At 61.0% G+C, this 19,707-nt stretch carries 16 protein-coding genes; 11 read left to right on the forward strand and 5 right to left on the reverse strand.

Annotated features, from left to right (window positions below; genetic code table 11):
* Window positions 1–88 precede the first annotated feature (88 nt).
* From D9M09_RS26185 to D9M09_RS29270, 5 genes are all read left to right on the forward strand, one after another.
* Window positions 89–2,437 carry a Tex family protein gene (locus tag D9M09_RS26185; RefSeq protein ID WP_121670720.1) on the forward strand — a complete coding sequence of 783 codons (2,349 nt, stop codon included), beginning with the start codon at window positions 89–91 and terminating at the stop codon, window positions 2,435–2,437.
* A 4-nt stretch (window positions 2,438–2,441) separates the two neighbouring features.
* Window positions 2,442–2,912 carry a GNAT family N-acetyltransferase gene (locus D9M09_RS26190; RefSeq protein ID WP_121670721.1) on the forward strand — a complete coding sequence of 157 codons (471 nt, stop codon included), beginning with the start codon at window positions 2,442–2,444 and terminating at the stop codon, window positions 2,910–2,912.
* 105 nt (window positions 2,913–3,017) lie between these two features.
* Window positions 3,018–3,329, forward strand: coding sequence for a Grx4 family monothiol glutaredoxin (grxD, locus tag D9M09_RS26195; RefSeq protein ID WP_034753766.1), 312 nt, complete (start codon window positions 3,018–3,020; stop codon window positions 3,327–3,329).
* The gene (locus D9M09_RS26200) at window positions 3,322–3,921 is read left to right on the forward strand and encodes a UbiX family flavin prenyltransferase (protein ID WP_121670722.1); all 600 of its coding nucleotides are present in this window, start codon (window positions 3,322–3,324) and stop codon (window positions 3,919–3,921) included. The genes grxD and D9M09_RS26200 overlap by 8 nt, the downstream gene beginning before the upstream one ends.
* A 189-nt stretch (window positions 3,922–4,110) precedes the next feature.
* Complete coding sequence (locus tag D9M09_RS29270) at window positions 4,111–4,446, forward strand: hypothetical protein (protein ID WP_162995524.1); 336 nt, start codon at window positions 4,111–4,113, stop codon at window positions 4,444–4,446.
* A 62-nt stretch (window positions 4,447–4,508) separates the two neighbouring features.
* Here D9M09_RS29270 and D9M09_RS26210 read toward each other — a convergent pair whose 3' ends face one another.
* A complete protein-coding gene (locus D9M09_RS26210) occupies window positions 4,509–4,916 on the reverse strand; it encodes a hypothetical protein (protein WP_034753756.1) in 408 nt (135 codons plus the stop codon).
* A gap of 714 nt (window positions 4,917–5,630) precedes the next feature.
* On the opposite strand from D9M09_RS26210, the gene D9M09_RS26215 reads away from it, so the two are divergent.
* The 6 genes from D9M09_RS26215 to D9M09_RS26240 all read left to right on the forward strand — a co-directional run bounded on the left by D9M09_RS26215 (window position 5,631) and on the right by D9M09_RS26240 (window position 12,302).
* Window positions 5,631–6,035: a MerR family transcriptional regulator gene (locus D9M09_RS26215; RefSeq protein ID WP_046683171.1), complete on the forward strand. Its 405-nt coding sequence runs from the start codon at window positions 5,631–5,633 to the stop codon at window positions 6,033–6,035.
* Window positions 6,036–6,161: 126 nt separating this feature from the next.
* On the forward strand, window positions 6,162–7,346 hold the full coding sequence (locus D9M09_RS26220) for an isovaleryl-CoA dehydrogenase (RefSeq protein WP_034753750.1): 1,185 nt from the start codon (window positions 6,162–6,164) through the stop codon (window positions 7,344–7,346).
* A gap of 53 nt (window positions 7,347–7,399) precedes the next feature.
* Window positions 7,400–9,199: a bifunctional isocitrate dehydrogenase kinase/phosphatase gene (gene aceK, locus D9M09_RS26225; RefSeq protein ID WP_121670723.1), complete on the forward strand. Its 1,800-nt coding sequence runs from the start codon at window positions 7,400–7,402 to the stop codon at window positions 9,197–9,199.
* Window positions 9,196–10,392: an acetyl-CoA C-acyltransferase gene (locus tag D9M09_RS26230; protein WP_070221734.1), complete on the forward strand. Its 1,197-nt coding sequence runs from the start codon at window positions 9,196–9,198 to the stop codon at window positions 10,390–10,392. The genes aceK and D9M09_RS26230 overlap by 4 nt, the downstream gene beginning before the upstream one ends.
* Window positions 10,393–10,465: 73 nt before the next feature.
* The gene (locus D9M09_RS26235) at window positions 10,466–11,134 is read left to right on the forward strand and encodes an SDR family oxidoreductase (protein WP_070221733.1); all 669 of its coding nucleotides are present in this window, start codon (window positions 10,466–10,468) and stop codon (window positions 11,132–11,134) included.
* 40 nt (window positions 11,135–11,174) lie between these two features.
* On the forward strand, window positions 11,175–12,302 hold the full coding sequence (locus tag D9M09_RS26240; protein ID WP_070313416.1) for an acyl-CoA dehydrogenase family protein: 1,128 nt from the start codon (window positions 11,175–11,177) through the stop codon (window positions 12,300–12,302).
* 422 nt (window positions 12,303–12,724) lie between these two features.
* On the opposite strand, the gene D9M09_RS26245 is transcribed toward D9M09_RS26240, so the two are convergent.
* The 4 genes from D9M09_RS26245 to D9M09_RS26260 all read right to left on the reverse strand — a co-directional run bounded on the left by D9M09_RS26245 (window position 12,725) and on the right by D9M09_RS26260 (window position 19,645).
* Complete coding sequence (locus tag D9M09_RS26245; RefSeq protein WP_070221731.1) at window positions 12,725–13,618, reverse strand: YihY/virulence factor BrkB family protein; 894 nt, start codon at window positions 13,616–13,618, stop codon at window positions 12,725–12,727.
* Between the two features lie 85 nt (window positions 13,619–13,703).
* The gene (locus tag D9M09_RS26250) at window positions 13,704–14,783 is read right to left on the reverse strand and encodes a S66 peptidase family protein (protein WP_121670724.1); all 1,080 of its coding nucleotides are present in this window, start codon (window positions 14,781–14,783) and stop codon (window positions 13,704–13,706) included.
* A gap of 88 nt (window positions 14,784–14,871) precedes the next feature.
* Window positions 14,872–17,625, reverse strand: coding sequence for a TonB-dependent receptor (locus tag D9M09_RS26255; protein WP_240453486.1), 2,754 nt, complete (start codon window positions 17,623–17,625; stop codon window positions 14,872–14,874).
* Window positions 17,626–17,842: 217 nt separating this feature from the next.
* Window positions 17,843–19,645: an ABC transporter substrate-binding protein gene (locus D9M09_RS26260; protein WP_121671253.1), complete on the reverse strand. Its 1,803-nt coding sequence runs from the start codon at window positions 19,643–19,645 to the stop codon at window positions 17,843–17,845.
* Between the last annotated feature and the right edge of the window lie 62 nt (window positions 19,646–19,707).

The raw sequence follows: 19,707 nt of genomic DNA on the forward strand, positions 1-19,707 counted from the left end.
TGTCAACGCACAGTCCATTTGCGCTGTCAAGATTGCGCAATCGCGCCGATTGCGTATCATTCCAGGCTTGATCGCTCTGGAAACAACCATGCTGCCCACTATCGAACAACGCCTTGCCCTTGAACTTGCCGCCAAACCGGTGCAGGTTGCCGCCGCCATCGAACTGCTCGACGAAGGCGCCACCGTGCCCTTTATCGCCCGTTACCGCAAGGAAGCGACCGGCGGCCTCGACGATATCCAGCTGCGCCTGCTCGAAGAGCGCCTGCGCTATCTGCGCGAGCTGGAAGAGCGGCGTGCCGCTATCGTGGCGTCGATCACGGAACAGAACAAGATGACGCCCGAGCTGCTCGACGCCGTCATGCACGCGGAAGACAAGACGCGCCTGGAAGACCTGTATCTGCCGTACAAGCAGAAACGCCGCACGAAAGCGCAGATCGCCATCGAAGCGGGCCTGATGCCGCTGGCCGACGGCTTGCTGGAAAACCCGGAATTGACGCCGGAAATGGAAGCGGGCAAGTTCCTGCGCGACGCGTTTACTAGTGCCGACGGCAACAACCCGGGCGTGGCGGACACCAAGGCGGCCCTCGACGGCGCACGCCAGATTCTGATGGAGCGCTTCGCCGAAGACGCGACCCTGCTGCAAACCTTGCGCGAATACGTGCAGGAACACGGCATCGTCGAATCGAAAGTGGTGGAAGGCAAGCAGGACGAAGGCGAAAAATTCGCCGATTATTTCGATTACTCGGAAACCATTTCGACAGTGCCCTCGCACCGCGCGCTGGCGCTGCTGCGCGGCCGCCGCGAAGGCATCCTCGACGTCACCCTGCGCCTGGACACGGAAGCGGAAAAACCAAAATGGGATGCGCCGCACAATCCGTGCGAAGGCCGCATCGCCGCCCGCTTCGGCATCAAGCAGCAAGGCCGTCCGGCCGACAAGTGGCTGGCGGACACGGCGCGCTGGACCTGGCGCGTGAAAAGCTTCATGCACCTGGAAACTGAACTGATGGGCGCGCTGCGCGAACGCTCGGAACTCGACGCGATCAACGTCTTCGCCACCAATCTGAAGGCGCTGCTGCTGGCCGCGCCGGCCGGCCAGCGCGCCACCATGGGCCTCGATCCTGGCCTGCGCACGGGCGTCAAGGTCGCCGTGGTCGATGCCACCGGCAAGGTCGTCGATACGGCCGTGATCTATCCGCACCAGCCGAAGAACGACTGGGACGGTTCGTTGCATACCCTGGGCCGTCTTGCTGCCAAGCACAATGTGTCCTTGATTTCCATTGGCAACGGCACCGCCTCGCGCGAGACCGATAAACTGGCGCAGGATTTGATCAAGCAGCATCCGGAAGCGAAGATGACGAAGATCGTCGTCTCGGAAGCGGGCGCGTCGGTGTATTCGGCGTCCGAATTCGCCTCGAAGGAATTGCCGGACATGGATGTGTCGCTGCGCGGCGCCGTCTCGATCGCGCGCCGCTTGCAAGACCCGCTGGCCGAGCTGGTCAAGATTGACCCGAAATCGATCGGCGTGGGCCAGTACCAGCATGACGTGAGTCAAAGCCAGCTGGCCCGCTCGCTCGATGCCGTGGTGGAAGATTGCGTGAACGCCGTCGGCGTGGACGTCAACACGGCGTCCGCTCCCCTGCTGGCGCGCGTGTCCGGCCTGTCGGCCAGCGTGGCGCAAAGCATCGTCACCTACCGCGACATGAAGGGCGCGTTCACCTCGCGCGCGGCCTTGAAGGCGGTGCCGCGTCTGGGCGACAAGACCTACGAACAGGCGGCCGGCTTCCTGCGCGTGATGGGCGGAGAGAACCCGCTGGACGCCTCGGCCGTCCACCCGGAATCGTATCCGCTGGTGGAAAAGATTCTGGCGGACATCAAGAAGGATATCAAGGCCGTCATCGGTGAGACCGCCTTGCTGAAAACCCTCAGCCCCGCAAAATACGCGGATGAAACCTTCGGCGTGCCGACCATTTCCGACATTCTGAAGGAACTGGAAAAGCCGGGCCGCGACCCGCGTCCGGAATTTACGACCGCCACCTTCAAGGAAGGCGTGGAAGAAATCCGCGACTTGCGCCCGGATATGATTCTCGAGGGCGTGGTCACCAACGTGGCCGCCTTTGGCGCCTTCGTCGACATCGGCGTGCACCAGGATGGCCTCGTGCACATCTCGGCCCTGTCGAACACGTTTGTGAAAGACCCGCACACGGTGGTGAAAGCAGGTCAGGTCGTGCGCGTGAAAGTGCTGGAAGTCGACGAGAAGCGCAAGCGCATCGCGCTGACCATGCGCCTGACGGACAGCGCGCCGCAAGCGGGCAGCAAGCCCGAGCAGCGTGGCGACCGCAACGACCGCCGCAGCATGGCGCAGCACCAGTCGCAGTCGCGCAACACGCCCGAGCCGGCCGGCAGCATGGCCGCCGCCTTCGCCAAGCTGCGCGGCTAAGCCCATGGCCGCCGGGCGTGACCTCGTCATCCTGGCGGTGGACGCCGCCAGCCCGGATGCGCAGTTGCTGCTCGACGCATTGTCGGACGCGCTGCTGCGCATCAATGGCGACAGCGGCCGTTCCTCCTTCGATGTCGAAGCGGCAACGCCGCGCGGCGGCTTTTATCTGGCCCGCGATGCGGCTGGAGCACTGCTCGGTTGCGCCGCCCTGCGGCCGCTGGGCGGGCCGGACAGTTCCATAGGCGAACTCAAGCGCATGTATGCGCGCCCCGACAGCACAGGCGTGGGCGCGGCCCTGCTGGCCCACGTGGAGGCGCAGGCGCGCCGGCATGGCTACCAGGCCCTGCACCTGTCCACCCGCGTGGCGAATGGCCGCGCGGTGGCGTTTTATGCCAGGCACGGCTATGTGCCGGTCCTTGCCTGGGGCAAATACGTGGGCGCGGCACAATCGACCTGCCTGGGCAAGACCTTATAAGCGTCAACGTGGCTGACTTGCCCGATTTATGACTTGAGCGCATACCCGTGCCGTCGTTTTCTTATAAAATGACGGCATCTATTTATTTACCCATCAGAGGCAGCTATGAGCGACGTACAAACCTGGATCAAAGAAACCGTGACGAACACGCCAGTCGTGCTGTTCATGAAGGGCACGGCCCAGTTCCCGCAGTGTGGCTTTTCCGGCCGCGCCATCCAGATCCTGAAAGCGTGCGGCGTGGAAAACATCGCTACCGTCAACGTGCTGGATGACCCGGAAGTTCGCCAAGGCATCAAGGATTACTCGAACTGGCCGACCATTCCGCAGCTGTATGTCAAAGGCGAGTTCATCGGTGGTTCCGATATCATGAATGAAATGTTTGAATCGGGCGAATTGAAGTCCCTGCTGGATGCCTAATCAGCAGCAGCGGCCGCGCCGTGTCGTCGTGGCCATCACGGGCGCCACGGGTGCCGTGTATGGCTTGCGGCTGCTGCAATTGCTCGGCGCCATCCCCGGCGTCGAGACGCATCTGGTCCTGTCCGATGCCGCTGTTTTGACCCTGCACCAGGAAACGGGCGTGGGACGCAAGGACGTCGAAGCGCAGGCGCACGTCGTGCACAAGCTGCGCGACATCGGCGCGTCGATCGCCAGCGGCTCGTTTCAATCGGATGGCATGGTCGTCGCACCGTGCTCGATGAAGACCCTGGCGGCCGTCGCGCACGGCTTGTCGGATAATCTGATCACGCGGGCCGCCGATGTGGTGCTCAAGGAGCGCCGGCGCCTGATCCTGATGGTGCGCGAAACGCCGTTCAACCTGGCGCACCTGCGCAATATGACGGCCGTGACCGAAATGGGCGGCATCATCTTCCCGCCCTTACCGAGCTTTTATCACCACCCGCAGAGCATTGCGGAGATGGTCGACCATACGGTGGCGAGGGTCATCGACCTGCTCGGCATCGAGCACGCCCTGGCACCGCGGTGGAATGGCCTTAAAGCGTCAGAAACCTGACATCACCAACGCAATCAACTTATAGGCGGGGAAACCCCTGCCAAGTCACGATGCCTGACAAAAGCGTAGCGAGCGGCAGTGATTTGTGGCCGAGAAGCGCAACCGTGCTCTAGCACGGTGAGCATCGCCGGCCGCAAAGCGCGACGCGCAGTAGCTTTGGTCAGGCATCCCTCACCTCTTGTCGAACTGATGAGCACTGGCCTGCTTCAAATCCCTGGCTTCTTCAACCATCCTGCGGTGGGCGATCCGTTTGCGCATCACTTCCGCATGTTGCGCGGCAGTCATGGGGGGCACGGTCATCAAGTCCTTCAGCTGCGCGGTATTGCTGTAGTTACTTTTCATAAGACGGCTCAAATGCTCGGCTCCGTAGTGGATGAACTGGCTGCTTCTGATGTGATTATGCGCTGGTATTGGCCGCTGCGCCGCTGCGTACGGGATTATTGTCAAATAATTCCGCTGCAGCGCAACATGCGAGGTCTTATTGTGCGGCAAAATCATGTCTCCAGTATGACCTTGCGCAAATAAAAGGACAGGGGGAGCGCCGCCAGCGTAAGGCGGACGGCGCCGGCCGGGGAGGGCCTGAATGCTTACTTTTGGTAGTTGACTCTCACCAGCATGCGAATAAATTCTCGCGCGATTTGACGATGATGTTCATCCAATCTTTGCAAATCGGCAATTAATTTCACATCGGCGGACTCAAAGCGCGATAAAGCGCTGCCCGCTTCGCCATTCGGCGTGGCGCTTTCCGGACCGCCAAAACGCAACCATTCCGCGGGAACGCCCAACCATTGGGCAATCATGCGCAATTTTTCTTGCGTGGGAATTGCTTCACCTACTAACCATTTCCTAGCTGCATGCACAGTAATCGGGCGTCCATCGAAACGGATGTTGAATTCCCGGGCCAGTCTGGTCGGGCTGTCTGGAGAGTAATGGGCGTTTTTGAGAGCCAACTGAAGTCGCTGGCTGAAGCTTTCGCGTTCGTTAGAAGAATTCATAGGTGTACTATTTCATGTTGTAACATGAAAGTCAGTTTCTTGAATGACCATACAGATTGTTACATTTGAAAAGAGTATCAATTAACAATTAACACTCCGGCCGGGCTTTTCAGGTCAAAAAGTGGGCCGAATTTTCTCTTGCGATTCTGCGTGGCTTCGGGTCAAATTCGCGGCTAGCCTTGATTTTCGCACTGCAGCACGATTCAAAGCCTCGGTTTGGCATTACAACGTACGGTATCGGATAATGCCCTCCTCTGCCGATACACGCAATGCCCATGTCATACAATTTCTTGTAGACAAAGTTTTCAGAAGGGCCATTTTGTTTCCAATATGGAAACGACATGAACAACGTGTTCATAGTGAAACGTTGTTTTTTGATCGTGCCTACTGGAAAGAATCTGCACCTAAAAAATTTTACTGCCATCGCAGCGAAAAGAATGTCGCCGTTATGCCAGGAAAGCTCTTTTTGGTGTCATCTTGGCCACCAACTCTCGATCTTAAGCGCGTTTGTGCAAGAAGAATCAATTTATTTTCAGTAATTGTTGTCTGATTCACCAAACTCTCCTGCCCACGCCGCCTTTTTTCTTTGTTGCAGCACGGGCAGGGCACGCTACAATAGTATTGACGTTGACGTAAACGGCACTTTGCCACCACCTGCCTCGCCGCACCCCATCTGACGACCGACCACCCATGCAACCGACACCGCCCGCACCCATAACGACCTATACCATTACCGAACTGGCGCGGGAATTCGACATCACGGCGCGCGCCATCCGCTTCTATGAAGACCAGGGCTTGCTCAGTCCGAAACGCGAAGGCGCAGGCGGCCGCAGCCGCGTCTACACGCCGCGCGACCGCACCCGCCTGAAGCTGACCCTGCGCGGCAAGCGCCTGGGCCTGGCCTTGTCGGAGATCAAGAGCCTGGTCGACATGTACGAGTCGCCGAAGGACACGCGCGCGCAGATGGACCGCTTCCTGGGCGTGCTGGCGCAGCACCGGCAGACCCTGGAGCAGCAGCGCATCGATATCGAAATGGCGCTGGCGGAAATCAGCGCGCATGAAGACGCGTGCGCGCGCATGCTGGCGGACTTGAACCTTGATAAGGCGCAAACAAGCTAGCAAGGCAAGCGGCGGACACCTGCCGCGCGCGCCACTTTACGTTTACGTAAACGTCACAACTGAGTATCATAGCTTCACTGACCCGGCACCCATGACCGCCACACTTATAACGACGACGAGGACGACATGCTCCATCTCCCAGGCTTGACCTTTGACCACGGCGACGACATCGCCTCCCTGCGCGAAGCGATCCAACAATTTGCCGCCGCGGAAATCGCGCCGCGCGCGGCCGAGATCGACCGCACCGACCAGTTCCCCATGGACCTGTGGCGCAAGATGGGCGACATGGGCTTGCTCGGCATCACCGTCAGCGAAGAATACGGCGGCGCCGGCATGGGCTACCTGGCGCACATCATCGCCATGGAAGAAATCTCGCGCGCCTCGGCTTCCGTCGGCCTGTCCTACGGCGCCCACTCGAACCTGTGCGTGAACCAGATCAAGCGCAACGGCACGGCCGAGCAAAAAGCCAAGTACCTGCCGAAACTGATCACGGGCGAACACATCGGCGCCCTGGCCATGTCGGAACCGAACGCAGGCTCGGACGTCGTCAGCATGAAGCTGCGCGCCGACTTCAAGGGCGACCGCTGGGTCTTGAACGGCACCAAGATGTGGATCACCAACGGCCCCGATGCGGACGTGCTGGTGGTGTACGCAAAGAACGACCTGGAAGCCGGTCCGCGCGGCATGACGGCTTTCCTGATCGAAAAGAATTTCAAGGGCTTTTCCATCGCGCAAAAGCTCGACAAGCTGGGCATGCGCGGCTCGCACACGGGCGAACTGGTATTCCAGGATTGCGAAGTACCGGCCGAAAACGTGCTCGGCGGCCTGGGCAAGGGCGTCAACGTGCTGATGTCGGGCCTCGATTTCGAGCGCACCGTGCTGTCCGGCGGCCCGCTGGGCATCATGCAGGCCTGCATGGACCTGGTCGTGCCCTACGTGCATGACCGCAAGCAATTCGGCCAGGCCATCGGCGAATTCCAGTTGATGCAAGGTAAGCTGGCCGATATGTATTCGACCATGATGGCTTGCAAGGCCTATGTGTACGCCGTGGGCCAGGCTTGCGACCGCGCCACCACGCCGGAAGCCGTACGCCAGCTGCGCAAGGATGCAGCCGGCGCCATTCTGTATAGTGCGGAGAAGGCAACCTGGATGGCGGGCGAAGCGATCCAGGCGCTGGGCGGCAACGGCTACATCAACGAGTATCCGGCCGGCCGCCTGTGGCGCGATGCCAAGCTGTACGAAATCGGCGCCGGGACCAGCGAAATCCGCCGCATGCTGATAGGCCGCGAACTGTTTGCGGAAACCAAGTAAGCACGGGCGCGCGGCGATCGACTGGGTGAGGAGCCATTCATGCGAGCACAGCTATGACGCACATTGCCTTCCCCAAATTGCTCTCTTCCCAGATTGCATTCGATATCGCGCGCACCATCCGCGACGGCTTCGACAAGCATTACCGCCTGTTCCGCGCAACGAGCCAGCAAGCCAAGCGGTATTTCGAGCAAGGCGCCTGGAGCGCGGCACAGACGGCGGCCCGCGAACGCATCGACTTCTATGACAAGCGCGTGCAGGAATGCGTGCAGATGCTTGAAGATGAGTACGAAGAGTCGGAGTTGAGCGACGAAGTGTGGCGAGAACTCAAGCTGCACTACATCGGCATGCTGACGGAACACAAGCAGCCGGAACTGGCGGAAACCTTCTTCAATTCCGTCTGCTGCAACATCCTGCACCGCACGTATTTCAATAACGACTATATTTTCGTGCGCCCCGTCGTTTCCACGGAATACATCGAAACGCAAGACCCCGCACCCACCTACCGCGTGTATTACCCGGGCCAGGATGGCTTGCGCGACACCCTGACGCGCATGGTGAGCAATTTCCAGCTGGACTGCGCATTTGCCAACCTGGAGCGCGACGTGGCCCAGGTGCAAGCGCGCCTGCAGCAGCTGTTCGGCAGCGACCGGCTGGAGCCGAACCACCAGCTCCAGGTCCTGACCAGTTTGTTCTACCGCAACAAGGGCGCCTACCTGGTCGGCAAGGCCATCAACGGCAACCGCGAATACCCGTTCGTCGTACCCATCCTGCACAACCGCCACGGCAAGCTGGTGCTCGACACGGTGCTGTTCGAGCAGCAGCAGATCGCCGTGCTGTTTTCGTTTACGCGCGCGTATTTCCTGGTGGATATGGAAGTACCGTCCGCCTACGTACAATTTCTCCGAAGTTTGCTCCCGCGCAAGCCTCGCAGTGAGATTTATACGATACTGGGCTTGCAAAAGCAGGGCAAGACCTTGTTTTACCGCGACTACCTGCAGCATTTAAAACACTCGTCGGACCACTTCGAGAGCGCGCCCGGCATTCGCGGCCTCGTGATGCTGGTATTTGCCCTGCCTTCGTTTCCGTATGTCTTCAAGGTGATCAAGGATTTCTTTCCTCCTCCCAAGGAAACCACGCGCGCGCAAGTCCAGCAAAAGTATTTGCTGGTGAAACACCACGACCGCGTGGGCCGCATGGCCGACACGCTCGAGTATTCCAACGTGGCCTTTCCCCGCGCCCGTTTTGCCGCGGAACTGCTGGCCGAACTGAAACAGTTCGCCCCCTCGCTGATCGAGGAAGACCACGAGCAGATCATCATCCGCCACCTGTACATCGAGCGGCGCATGGTGCCGCTGAACATGTGGCTGAGCAATGCCGAGAAGGAAGCCCGCGATGACCTGGTGGAACACGCCATCATCGAGTACGGCAACGCCATCAAGGAATTGGTGGCGGCGAATATTTTCCCTGGCGACATGCTGTATAAAAACTTTGGCGTGACCCGTCATCAGCGTGTCGTATTTTACGATTACGATGAAATCGAGTACATCACCGATTGCCAGTTCCGCGTCATCCCGCAAGCCCGCACGGAGGAGGAAGAAATGTCGGCCGAACCGTGGTATCCCATCGGCAAGCACGATGTGTTTCCCGAACAATTCGGCACCTTCCTGCTGGGCAATCCCCGTATCCGCAAGCATTTCATGCAGCACCATGCCGACCTGCTGACGGCGCAATACTGGCAGGCGCGCAAGCAGCGCATCGAAGACGGCCATATCGAGGACGTCTTCCCGTATCCGCAGCACCTGCGTTTTTGTATGCAGTCACCTTCCCACCCCTCAACCGGAGATCCAACATGAATGATCCAGTCGTAATCGTCGGTGCCGCGCGCACCCCCATGGGCGCCTTCCAGGGCGACTTTGCCAACGTCACCGCCAGCGACCTGGGCGCCGTGGCCATCCGCGCCGCCGTCGAACGGGCCGGCGTGGCGCCGGATGCCGTGGAACACGTGTTTTTCGGCAACTGCCTGATGGCTGGCCAGGGCCAGGCACCCGCGCGCCAGGCCTTGCGCAAGGCAGGCTTGCCCGATTCCACGGGCGCCGTGACCCTGTCGAAAATGTGCGGCTCGGCCATGCAGACGACCATGTTCGCGCATGACACCTTACTCGCCGGCAGCGCCGACGTGGTGGTGGCGGGCGGCATGGAATCGATGACCAACGCCCCCTACCTGGTGCCGAAGGCGCGCGGCGGCTACCGCATCGGCCACGGCATGATCTATGACCACATGATGATGGATGGCCTGGAAGACGCCTACAGCCGCGACGAAAAGGGCAATGCCCGCTCGATGGGCACGTTCGCCGAAGAATGCGCCAGCCAGTACCAGTTCACGCGCGAAGCGCAGGATGCGTTTGCCATCGAATCCGTGAAACGCGCGCAAGCGGCCACCAAGGATGGCAGTTTCGAATGGGAAATCGTGCCAGTCACCGTTTCCGGCCGCGGCGGCGACACCGTCGTCAGCATCGATGAAGGCCCGCAAAAAGCCCGCCTGGAAAAAATCCCGACCTTGAAAGCCGCCTTCAAGAAGGATGGCACCATCACGGCCGCTTCGTCTTCGTCGATCAACGATGGCGCGGCAGCCCTGGTGCTGATGCGCGAATCGACGGCGAAAAAACTCGGCTGCACCGTCATCGCGAAAATCCACGGCCACGCCACGCACGCGCAGGCGCCGAACGAGTTCACCACGGCCCCCATCGGCGCCGTGAAAAAGCTGTATGCCAAAACGGGCTGGAGCAGCAGCAATGTGGACTTGTTCGAGATCAACGAAGCGTTCGCCGCCGTGCCGATGGCCGCCATGCACGACCTCGACATTCCGCACAGCAAGATCAACATCCACGGCGGCGCGTGCGCGCTGGGCCACCCGATCGGCGCCTCGGGCGCGCGCATCATCGTCACCCTGCTGGGCGCCCTGAAGAAAACCGGCGGCAAGCGCGGCGTGGCGGCCCTGTGCATCGGCGGCGGCGAAGCGACGGCGATGGCGATCGAACTGGTATAAGCTGTTCCTGAACACGGGCGCGCACTGCGGTTCACGGTGCGCGCCTTTCATTTTATTTTCAGGGAGAAAACATATGCCTACCGCATTGATCATCGGCGCCTCGCGCGGCATCGGCCACGAAATCGTCCGTCAATACCGCCACGATGGCTGGCGAGTGATCGCCACGGCGCGCACGCCGGACGCCTGCGAGGCCCTCAAGCAACTGGGCGCGGAAGCGCACCAGCTCGACGTGACGGATGTGGAAGGCTGTGCCGGCCTGGGCTGGAAGCTCGACGATGAAAAACTCGACGTGGCCATCCTCAACGCGGGCGTGTATGGCCCCCGCCACGACGGGTTTCCTGCGCAAGCCGATTTTGACCTCGTCATGCACACGAACGTGCTGGCGGCCATGCGGCTGCTGCCGATATTGGCGCCGCTGGTGGCTAACGCCAAGGGCAAGCTGGCCGTGCTGTCCTCGCACATGGGCTCCCTGAGCGAGCGCGGCAACCCCAGCGGTTCGCTGTACCGCGCCAGCAAGGCCGCCTTGAATTCCGTGCTGATCGACACGTCCCTCGTGCATGGCCCGCAAGGCGTCAGCTGCGTCGCCTTCCACCCGGGCTGGGTACGCACGGACATGGGCGGCGCCGGCGCCGATATTTCCCCGGAAGAAAGCGCCGCCGGCATCCGCGCCACCCTGGCCAGCCTGCCGGCCACGGACAAGGCCGTGTTCCGCAACTACGACGGCAAACCCATCGCCTGGTAATTCCCTGAATCCACCATAAAAACAAACGAGACGACGTCCCATGATACTCAATGAAGAACAATCGATGATCCAGGAAGCGCTGCGCAGTTTTTCGCGCGAGCGCCTGGCGCCCAATGCGGCTCGCTGGGACAAGGAACATCATTTCCCGAAAGAAGAATTGCAGGAACTGGCCGCGCTGGGCGCCTTTGGCGTGGCCGTGCCGGAAGCGCTCGGTGGCGCCGGCCTCGACTATGTGTCCTTGGCCCTGGTGCTGGAAGAAATCGCCGCCGGCGATGGCGGCACGTCGACCATCATTTCCGTGAATAATTGCCCCGTGTGCAGCATCGCCATGATGTATGCCAATGATGCGCAAAAGGAACAGTGGCTGCGTCCGCTGGCGCAAGGCACGATGCTGGGGGCGTTTTGCCTGACGGAACCACACACGGGCAGCGACGCCTCCGCCCTGCGCACCACGGCCACCCGCGATGGCAATGCATATGTAATCAATGGCACGAAGCAGTTCATTACCAGCGGCAAGTATGCGGACGTGGCCATCGTCATGGCCGTCACCGACAAGGCGGCCGGCAAGCGCGGCATCAGCGCCTTCTGGGTGCCGACGAACACGCCCGGCTACATCGTGGCGGGACTGGAACAGAAGATGGGCCAGCATTCGTCGGACACGGCGCAAATCCTGTTCGAGAACTGCCGCATCCCCGCGGAAAATCTGATAGGCGAAGAGGGCCAAGGCTACAAGATCGCCCTGTCCGGCTTGGAAGGCGGACGCATCGGCATCGCTTCGCAAGCCGTGGGCATGGCGCGCGCCGCGTATGAAGCGGCCCTGAGCTATGCGCGCGAGCGCGAAAGTTTTGGCAAACCCATCTATGAACACCAGGCCGTGCAATTCCGCCTGGCCGACATGGCCACGCAGATCGAAGCGGCGCGCCAGCTGATCCGCCACGCGGCGGCCATGAAGGATGCGGGCCTGCCCTGCCTGAAGGAAGCGGCGATGGCCAAGCTGTTCGCGTCGGAAATGGCGGAAAAAGTGTGCTCGGACGCCATCCAGGTGCACGGCGGCTACGGTTATGTGTCCGATTTCCCCGTCGAGCGCATCTACCGCGACGTGCGCGTGTGCCAGATTTACGAGGGCACCAGCGATATTCAGAAGATTTTGATTGCGCGGGCGTTGTAAACCCCAGGCAAAAGCTGGGGTCAGACCCCCATATGCGTTGGCGCGGAGCTTTGCGTTAGCGTTGTTGTGGGTCTGACCCCATACGCCAACGATGGACGAAAAAAAGCCCGCTAAAACGCGGGCTTGTTCCAATGTATTACCAATGCTTTAATCGTGTCATGGACGCCAGTGCTATCTGCAAAGTGCCTCCTGATTTTCGGACTCCCATGCTATCTGCATGGTGACTCCAAGGTGTAAATCGACCATCGTATCCGGAATTACAAAATCCATTTCTTCGCACTGTCACGCCATCGACATTACACCTGTCGGTCGCCGCGCTGAAACTGGATGGCGAGATAATTTGTTGCCAAATCTCAATCACTGAACGGAGTATAGCACAGCTTTTTGTGCAATGCAACAATGAATTGAAGCCATACGTTAAATCAAGTCCTTAGCGCCAGCGGCTTGTCTTCTTCGCCGCCACGGGCCACTCTTTCGTACTCGGAAATCACTTGCGCGCCCAGCAGCAGCAGGGTGGCGCCGATTTCCAGACTGAACATGACGACGATGGCCGTCGTCATCGAGCCGTACACGACATTGACCTGCGACAAGGTCGAAAAATACCAGACCAGCACATGGCGGGCAATTTCCCACAGCAGGGCCGCCGTCACGCCGCCGATCAGCGCATGCGTGATCGACAATCTTCCCACCGGCATGACCAGGTAAATAGAACTGAGTACGAGAATTTCGCCACCCAGCCCCAGCAGATACAGCAGCACGCCGGACACGCCTTCCAGGCCCCAGTCGTGGCGTAAGAAGCGCACGCTTTCCTCGCCCATCACCTGCAGGCTGCCCGCCACCAGCGTGATGAGCAAGATGCCCACGCCCAAGCACAGGATGTAGCAGTACGGCAGCACGGCGGAAATGAGGAAATGGCGGCGGCGGATGGCGACGCGGTGGACAAAGATCACGCTCATGGCGTTTTCCAGCACGGTAAACGCCAGCGAGCTGAAAAAGAGCATGGTCAGCAGCAAGAGCCAGCCGATCACGCCCCGGTTGTCGAGAAAATGCGCGATCTCGCCCACGATGGCCTTCGATTGCCCCGGCACCAGCCATTCCAGGTAGTGGCCGATTGTCTGCAGCAATTCATCCTGCGCGATTACGTGCGACAGGGCCACCACCACCAGCATCAGCAGGGGCACGATGGACAGCAGCGAGTAATACGCGACGGCGCCCGCCAGCAGCAAGCCCTGGTTGGCGCGGAAACCCTTGAGCACCTGCAGCGCGAAGGCCAGCGGGTGGCTGAGGATATAGGTACTGGCGTGGCGGTTGATCATGTCGGGTGCGGTGAGGAAGACGGCGCGGCCTCGTGCCACGCCTTATCACACTAGCATACTGACAATCGCCCCGCTGCACCGTACGCTAGCAGACGGCCGGCTCCAGCAAGGTCAAGGTTTGCCGGTCCGCATCCAGGGTGGCCAATATGCCCATCGGTAGCGTGAACTGGTGGCGGATGTGGCCAAACGAGTAGCCGCTGACGGCCGGCACGCGCAAGGGCTGCAAATGCTGGTCCAGGGTGGCATCGAGGGTCAGCGCCGTATCGCCCTCGGCCGCCTCGCAATGCTCGAAAATGCCCAGCATCAAGGCCGCCGCGTGCTTGAAACCGATGGACAGGTCCAGCTGGCACAGCATGCGGTCGATGCGGTACGGCACTTCATTGATTTCTTCGAGGAACAAGATATGCTCGCGGAAATCGGCCGCATACGGCGTGCCGGCCAGCGCGCTGACCATACACAGGTTGCCGCCCGTCAAGCGTCCCGTCGCCTGGCCGCCATGCACGGTGCGGATGGCGAAGTTCGGCTGCGTCTGCGCGCGGCGATGGTTGTCCAGCGCCATCGGGATCGTATAACTGTCTTGCGGCGTCATCAGCACATTGCGTAGCTGCGTCACCGTGTAGTCGGAAAACGTGGACGACGCCACGGGTCCGTGGAAAGTCACCAGGCCCGTCTGGCTGGCGATGGCCAGGTGCAGGGCCGTGATGTCGGAATAGCCGATCAGCACTTTCGGATTGCGCTGGATCAAGGCGTAATCGAGCAGCGCCAGCAGCGAAATGCAGCCGGAACCGCCACGGATAGCCCACACCGCCTTGACCTCGGGATCGGCGAACGCCGCGTGCAGATCGTCGAGGCGCTGCTGCACTGTGCCCGCATAGTTGCCGTGCACGGCGCGGATATTGGCGCCCAGACTGGCGCGCAAACCCAGCGATTCGATGTTGCGCTGGGCCCTGGCGATGGACTCCTCATCCGTAAAGCCGCCCGGCGCGATGATGGCCACCAGGTCGCCCGGCTGCAGGCGCGCCGGTTTGATCAATGCGTGGTGCTGTTGCATGCGTTTGCCCTTCCCTTGCGCGGCCGCCGCCCATGCCGGTGTACCTGCCGCCCCGAGAGTGGCGGCCAGCAAGCCGCCGAAGCGGCGCCGGCTGAGATTGGTCTGACTGGACATGCGCCCCTTTCCTGGAATAAAAACGGCGACGCCAGGCGCCGCCGCACGAGGTTAGCATGCCGGCGGGATCGCCGCCGGCATGACCGCCTTACATGAACTTGTACTTCAGCTGGAACGACAGCGAGCGGCCGCGCGGGTCGGCCACGCGCGGATCCCAGCCGGCGCCCACCACTTCATCCACGTTGTGCGCGGTGAATGGGGGATCGCGGTCGAACAAGTTCTGGATGCCCACGGTGATGGTGGTATTTTTGAAGCCCGTGTACGTGCCCGACAGGTTATACGTGGTGTAGCTGGAGACGTCCGGCTTGAAGCCCGGCGGCGGCGACCCCTTGCCGCCATTCGGCAGCTGGTCCTTGTAGCCCGACGAAAAACTCTGCACCAGCAAGCCGCTCCAGTCGCCGCGCGACACGCCAAAGCTGGCGTTATGTTTCCAGCGCAAGTACAGATCGCGCGTATAGAACTTGCCGACCAGCTCCTGGTATTCCTGGCCTTGATATTCCGCAAACTTGAAGCTGTCCATATACGTGCCGTCCAGGGTCGCCGTCCATTTCGCGTCCCGGATCTTGCCTTCGCCGCGCAAGCCCACGTCGAGGCCGCGCACGCGGCTGCCTGCCGCATTGATCCAGCCCGCCTGCACGTATTCGATGGTGCCGTCCGGATTGCGGTGGATGTACTGGTTCAGCGCCTGGTAGTTGGCCAGCACGATTTGCGGCGTGCGGTTCAGGATGCGATCCTTGGTATTGATGGCCCAGTAGTCGAACGAGGCCGAATAGCCCTTGAACGGTTCGATGACAAAACCGACGCTGCCCTGCTTCGACGTTTCCGGCTTCAAATTCGTGTTGCCGCCCGTCTTGTAGTCGAGACGGTCGATGGCGCAATACTCGGGCACGCCCGGATGCTTGGCGCAGCCTTCCTGGTCGACCACGCCGTTCGGCAATTCCTGGCTCAGCGAACCGGAATACAGCTGCTGGAAGCTTGGTGCGAGGAAACCCTTGCTGGCCGAACCGCGGAACAGCAGGAAGTCGGCCGGCTGGTAGCGGAAGGCCACCTTCGGATTCGTCGTCGCGCCCACCAGGCTGTAATCGTCGCGACGGATGGCCAGTTGCATTTCCAGGTCTTTCATGACCGGCACCAGCAGCTCCGCATACACGGCCTTGACGGTACGGCTGGCATCTTTCAATGCGGCATTGCCTGGCGACAGCAAAATCTGCGTGGCGTCGACGTCTTGCGCGAAACTGTAACCTTCGCGGCGCAAGTCAAAGCCGGCCGCCATGGCCAGCGCACCGGCCGGCAGCTGGAACAGTTCGCCCGAAACGGAACCGTCGATCTGCGTCAGGGTCGTCTTGCCGTGCTGGAAGTCGCCACGGAACTTGGTCGATTCGATCAATTGCTTGGCCGCTTCCGTCTGGCTCTGGCCGGCGCCTACCCACGGATTGATGATGCCCGTCGCCAGGGCTGCGTACAGTTTGTCCGTGTAGGAATAGCCATCCGTCAGCTTGGTCTTGGTGCTGCTTTCGGCGCGCGAAATGCCGGCCTTGTAATCCCACTTGCCAAAGTTACCTTCAAAGCCCACCAGCACGCGGGCATTGTCGGTGGTGTTTTCCTGCGTGCGGTTGCCCACGTCATTGGCGCGCCATTTGTAGGAAATCGGCTTGGTCTTGTCGAAGGACGGGATGTAAGCCGACAGATCCTGGTAGTAAGCACCGCCGACCGGATACAGATTCTTGTTGGCGACGGTCGCCTGCACCTGCATCGGCGTCAGGATGGCCGTGGCCTTGGTGCGCGAACCGAGCACTTCGACAAACATGCGGTGGTCGGGCGCCAGCTGGAAGGTGCCGCGCGACAGCAGATTGGCCCGTTCGACGGGGAATTGCAGCACATAGTCGGCGCCATAGTCGTAGGCGCACGAATACCTGGTGCGCAGCGGCGAGGTCACGTCTTTCCACAGTTCCGTCTGGTATTGCGACATGCCGGCGATGGTGTCGCACTTGCCCTGGAAGCTCAGCGGATTGGCTTGCAGGTATTTATTCGGGTCGCCCGGCAGTTGAAACGACGTGCCCAGCGCCGTCCCGGCCCCCCCCATCTGGTTGGCAAACGGCGTGCCCGTGGTATCGGGCGACAGGCCGCGTTCCGGCTGGAAACCGTTGACGAAGGAGCGGTCGCGGCCATTGAGCTGTTGCGCTTTATCAACTGTCAGGCTGGCCATGATGTTGTAGCGGTCCGACTCCAGCGATCCCGTGCCGGCCAGGAGCGAGGCGCGGCGCGTGGCGCCGCCGCCTGCCTGCGTGTCGTTGGTGGAGACGGACGCTTCCACGCCGCTGTAATTGGTTTTCAGAATGAAATTGATCACGCCGCCGATGGCATCCGTGCCGTAGATGGCCGAGGCGCCATCCTTGAGAATTTCCACACGAGAAATTGCGCCCAGCGGGATCGAGTTCAGGTCGACCGACTTGCCGCTGGCGCCGTGCGTGGCGATGCGGCGGCCGTTCAACAGCACCAGGGTGCTCGACGGTCCCAGGCCGCGCAGCGAGGCGAACGAAGCGCCGCCGCTGACCCTGTCCGCATCGGCGCCAAACACGTTATTGCCCGACGTCATGTTATCGGCGCCCGTGCCGTTGGCTGACAGGGTGCGCACCAGTTGCTCGGTCGTCGTGATGCCCTGTTTTTCGATCTGGTCAAAGCTGATGACTTGCACCGGCAGCGCGCCTTCCTTGGCCACGCGCTTGATGCTGCTGCCCGTCACTTCGACCCGTTGCATCGCTGGCGCCGCCGCTTCCTGTGCCATCACCGGCCCCACCACCCCCATCAATGCCACCAACTGCGCTAGTTTCTTCAATTTCACTGGTCTCTCCTTGTTGGGCAATCGAAACTTGAGTTCTCAAGTCCAGGCTGTTTTGTAAGGTCGCGGCGTCTGTCTCGCGGTACATTTTTTTATGACGCCAGCGCTTTACTTTATTTTTTTTCATTTTCAGAGTAGCGCGATGCGTCCGGGCCCAGCCAATGAAAAATGCTTTCCTAACCATAACTTTTTGGAATGAATGCCCTTTTCAGCGACGTGGTCACTTGCCTGCGGGGCTACCCTTGGTTTTGTCCACGTCCAGATAGCGCCAGGACGTGAATTCCACGGGGTGGCGCCTGTAGTTTTTTAGCCACGGTTGCTGCAGGTCGGCAGAGATGGGATGCGTCAGCAGCACCCACGGTGTGTAAGCGTGGATCAGCTGAAACAGGTCGAAGTACAGACTGCGTCGGCGCGGCGTATCGGATAGCAGGCGCGCCTCCTCATAGCGTTTATTGTAATCGGGCAAGTTGAAGCGGGCATAGTTGGCGCGGCCAACGTTGCCGCCATACAACAATTGCATAAAGTTATCGCCATCGGGGAAGTCGGCGATCCAATTGGTCTCGAACATCTGCACCTTGCCCAGGCGCGACGCCTTGATGATTTCCGTCTTCTTGTCGCTTTTAAACTCCACGCGCAGGCCGATGGCGTTCAGGTTGCGCCGCCACAATTCATCGCGCAACCGGCCCACCGTGCTCGGCTCCGTGTGCATGGTCAGGATCAGGGGCGTGCCGTCGGGCTGCGTGCGGAAACCGTCGGCGCCCGCCTTGTAGCCGAAGCGCTCCAGCAGGGCGCGCGCCAGCGCCGGATCGTAGCCGACGGGGCTGCGGTAATCCTTGTCGTAACCGAGCACGTTGGGCGGCAGCGGCGACTGCGCCGGCAAGGCCAGCCCCTTTTTCAGCAGCGCGATGTCTTCGCGGCTGTTGTAGCTGAGGGCGATGGCGCGCCGCAGGGCCAGCTTGTCCTTGCTCATGCCGCCCAGCACGGGATCGTCCATATTCATCCACATGTAATACGTCTGCAGCACGGGAAAGCGCGTCAGCTGCAAGCCCTTGGCGGCCAACGCCGGTTTCAGCGCGCCGTTTTCCAGCACCATGTCCGTCATCGATTCCGGCACTTGTTCCAGGTAATCGAATTCGCCTTTCAGAAAGCCCAGCATGCGCGATTGATATTCCTCGACGATGCGCACCTCGATGCGTTCGACCAGCGGTAATTGCCTGCCTTCCAGCGCCGTGGCGATGGCGCGCGCGTCGGCCGGCAAGGCGGCCAGCGCCTTGGTTTCCGTATGGAACACGGTGGGGCGGAAAGTCGGGTTGGCTTGGAGCACGATCTTGTCGCTGCGCTTCCATTCCTTCACCAGGAACGGTCCCGTGCCCACGGGATGGTTGCCGATCTGCCCTGCCGCCGGGTACGCTTCAGCCACTTCGCGCGCCACCACGGCGGTCGCCGGCATGGCCAGGTAGAACAGGAAATTCGGATCGATGGCGTTGAGGCGGATGCGCAAGGTGTATTTGTCCAGCGCCTGCAAACCGGCGATCGGCGTGTCGTAGCTGAATTTGGCTTTCAGGGCCGCGTCGCCGACTAGCTTGTCTTCCAGCAAGAACAGCCACGGCGACTTCAGGCTGGGGTCATACAGCCGCGTCAGGCTGTACACATAATCCTGCGCCGTCACTTCGCGCGGCTGGCCCTTGAAAGCGGGATCGGGGGTGAAGAAAATACCCGGCTGCAAGTGAAAGGTATACATGCGGCCGCCGTCTTCCACGGTCGGCAAGCCGCGCGCCGTATTGCCCTGCAGCTGTACCGGGCGCGCCAGGTAGTCGTAGCGCAGCAAGGGGTCAAAAATGTTTTCCATCAAATTCAGGCTGGCCAGGTCCGAGGCCACGGCCGGGTCCAGGCCCGTCTCGCTGGTGCTTAAAAATAAGTGCAGGGTCTTGTTCGCGCGGGCATCGGTGGCGGCCTCGGCGGGCGCGGTAAACAGCGTCAACAGGGCCAGGCCGGCGGCGCAGGCGGTTTTGCGTAAAAACATCATCAGTGATCCAGTGCAGACAAGGGTAACGAACAGCGATAAGCGACAGACATCCCCCACAC

Origin of the sequence: Janthinobacterium agaricidamnosum, from assembly GCF_003667705.1 — a bacterium.
In the GTDB taxonomy this organism is placed as follows: domain Bacteria; phylum Pseudomonadota; class Gammaproteobacteria; order Burkholderiales; family Burkholderiaceae_D; genus Janthinobacterium.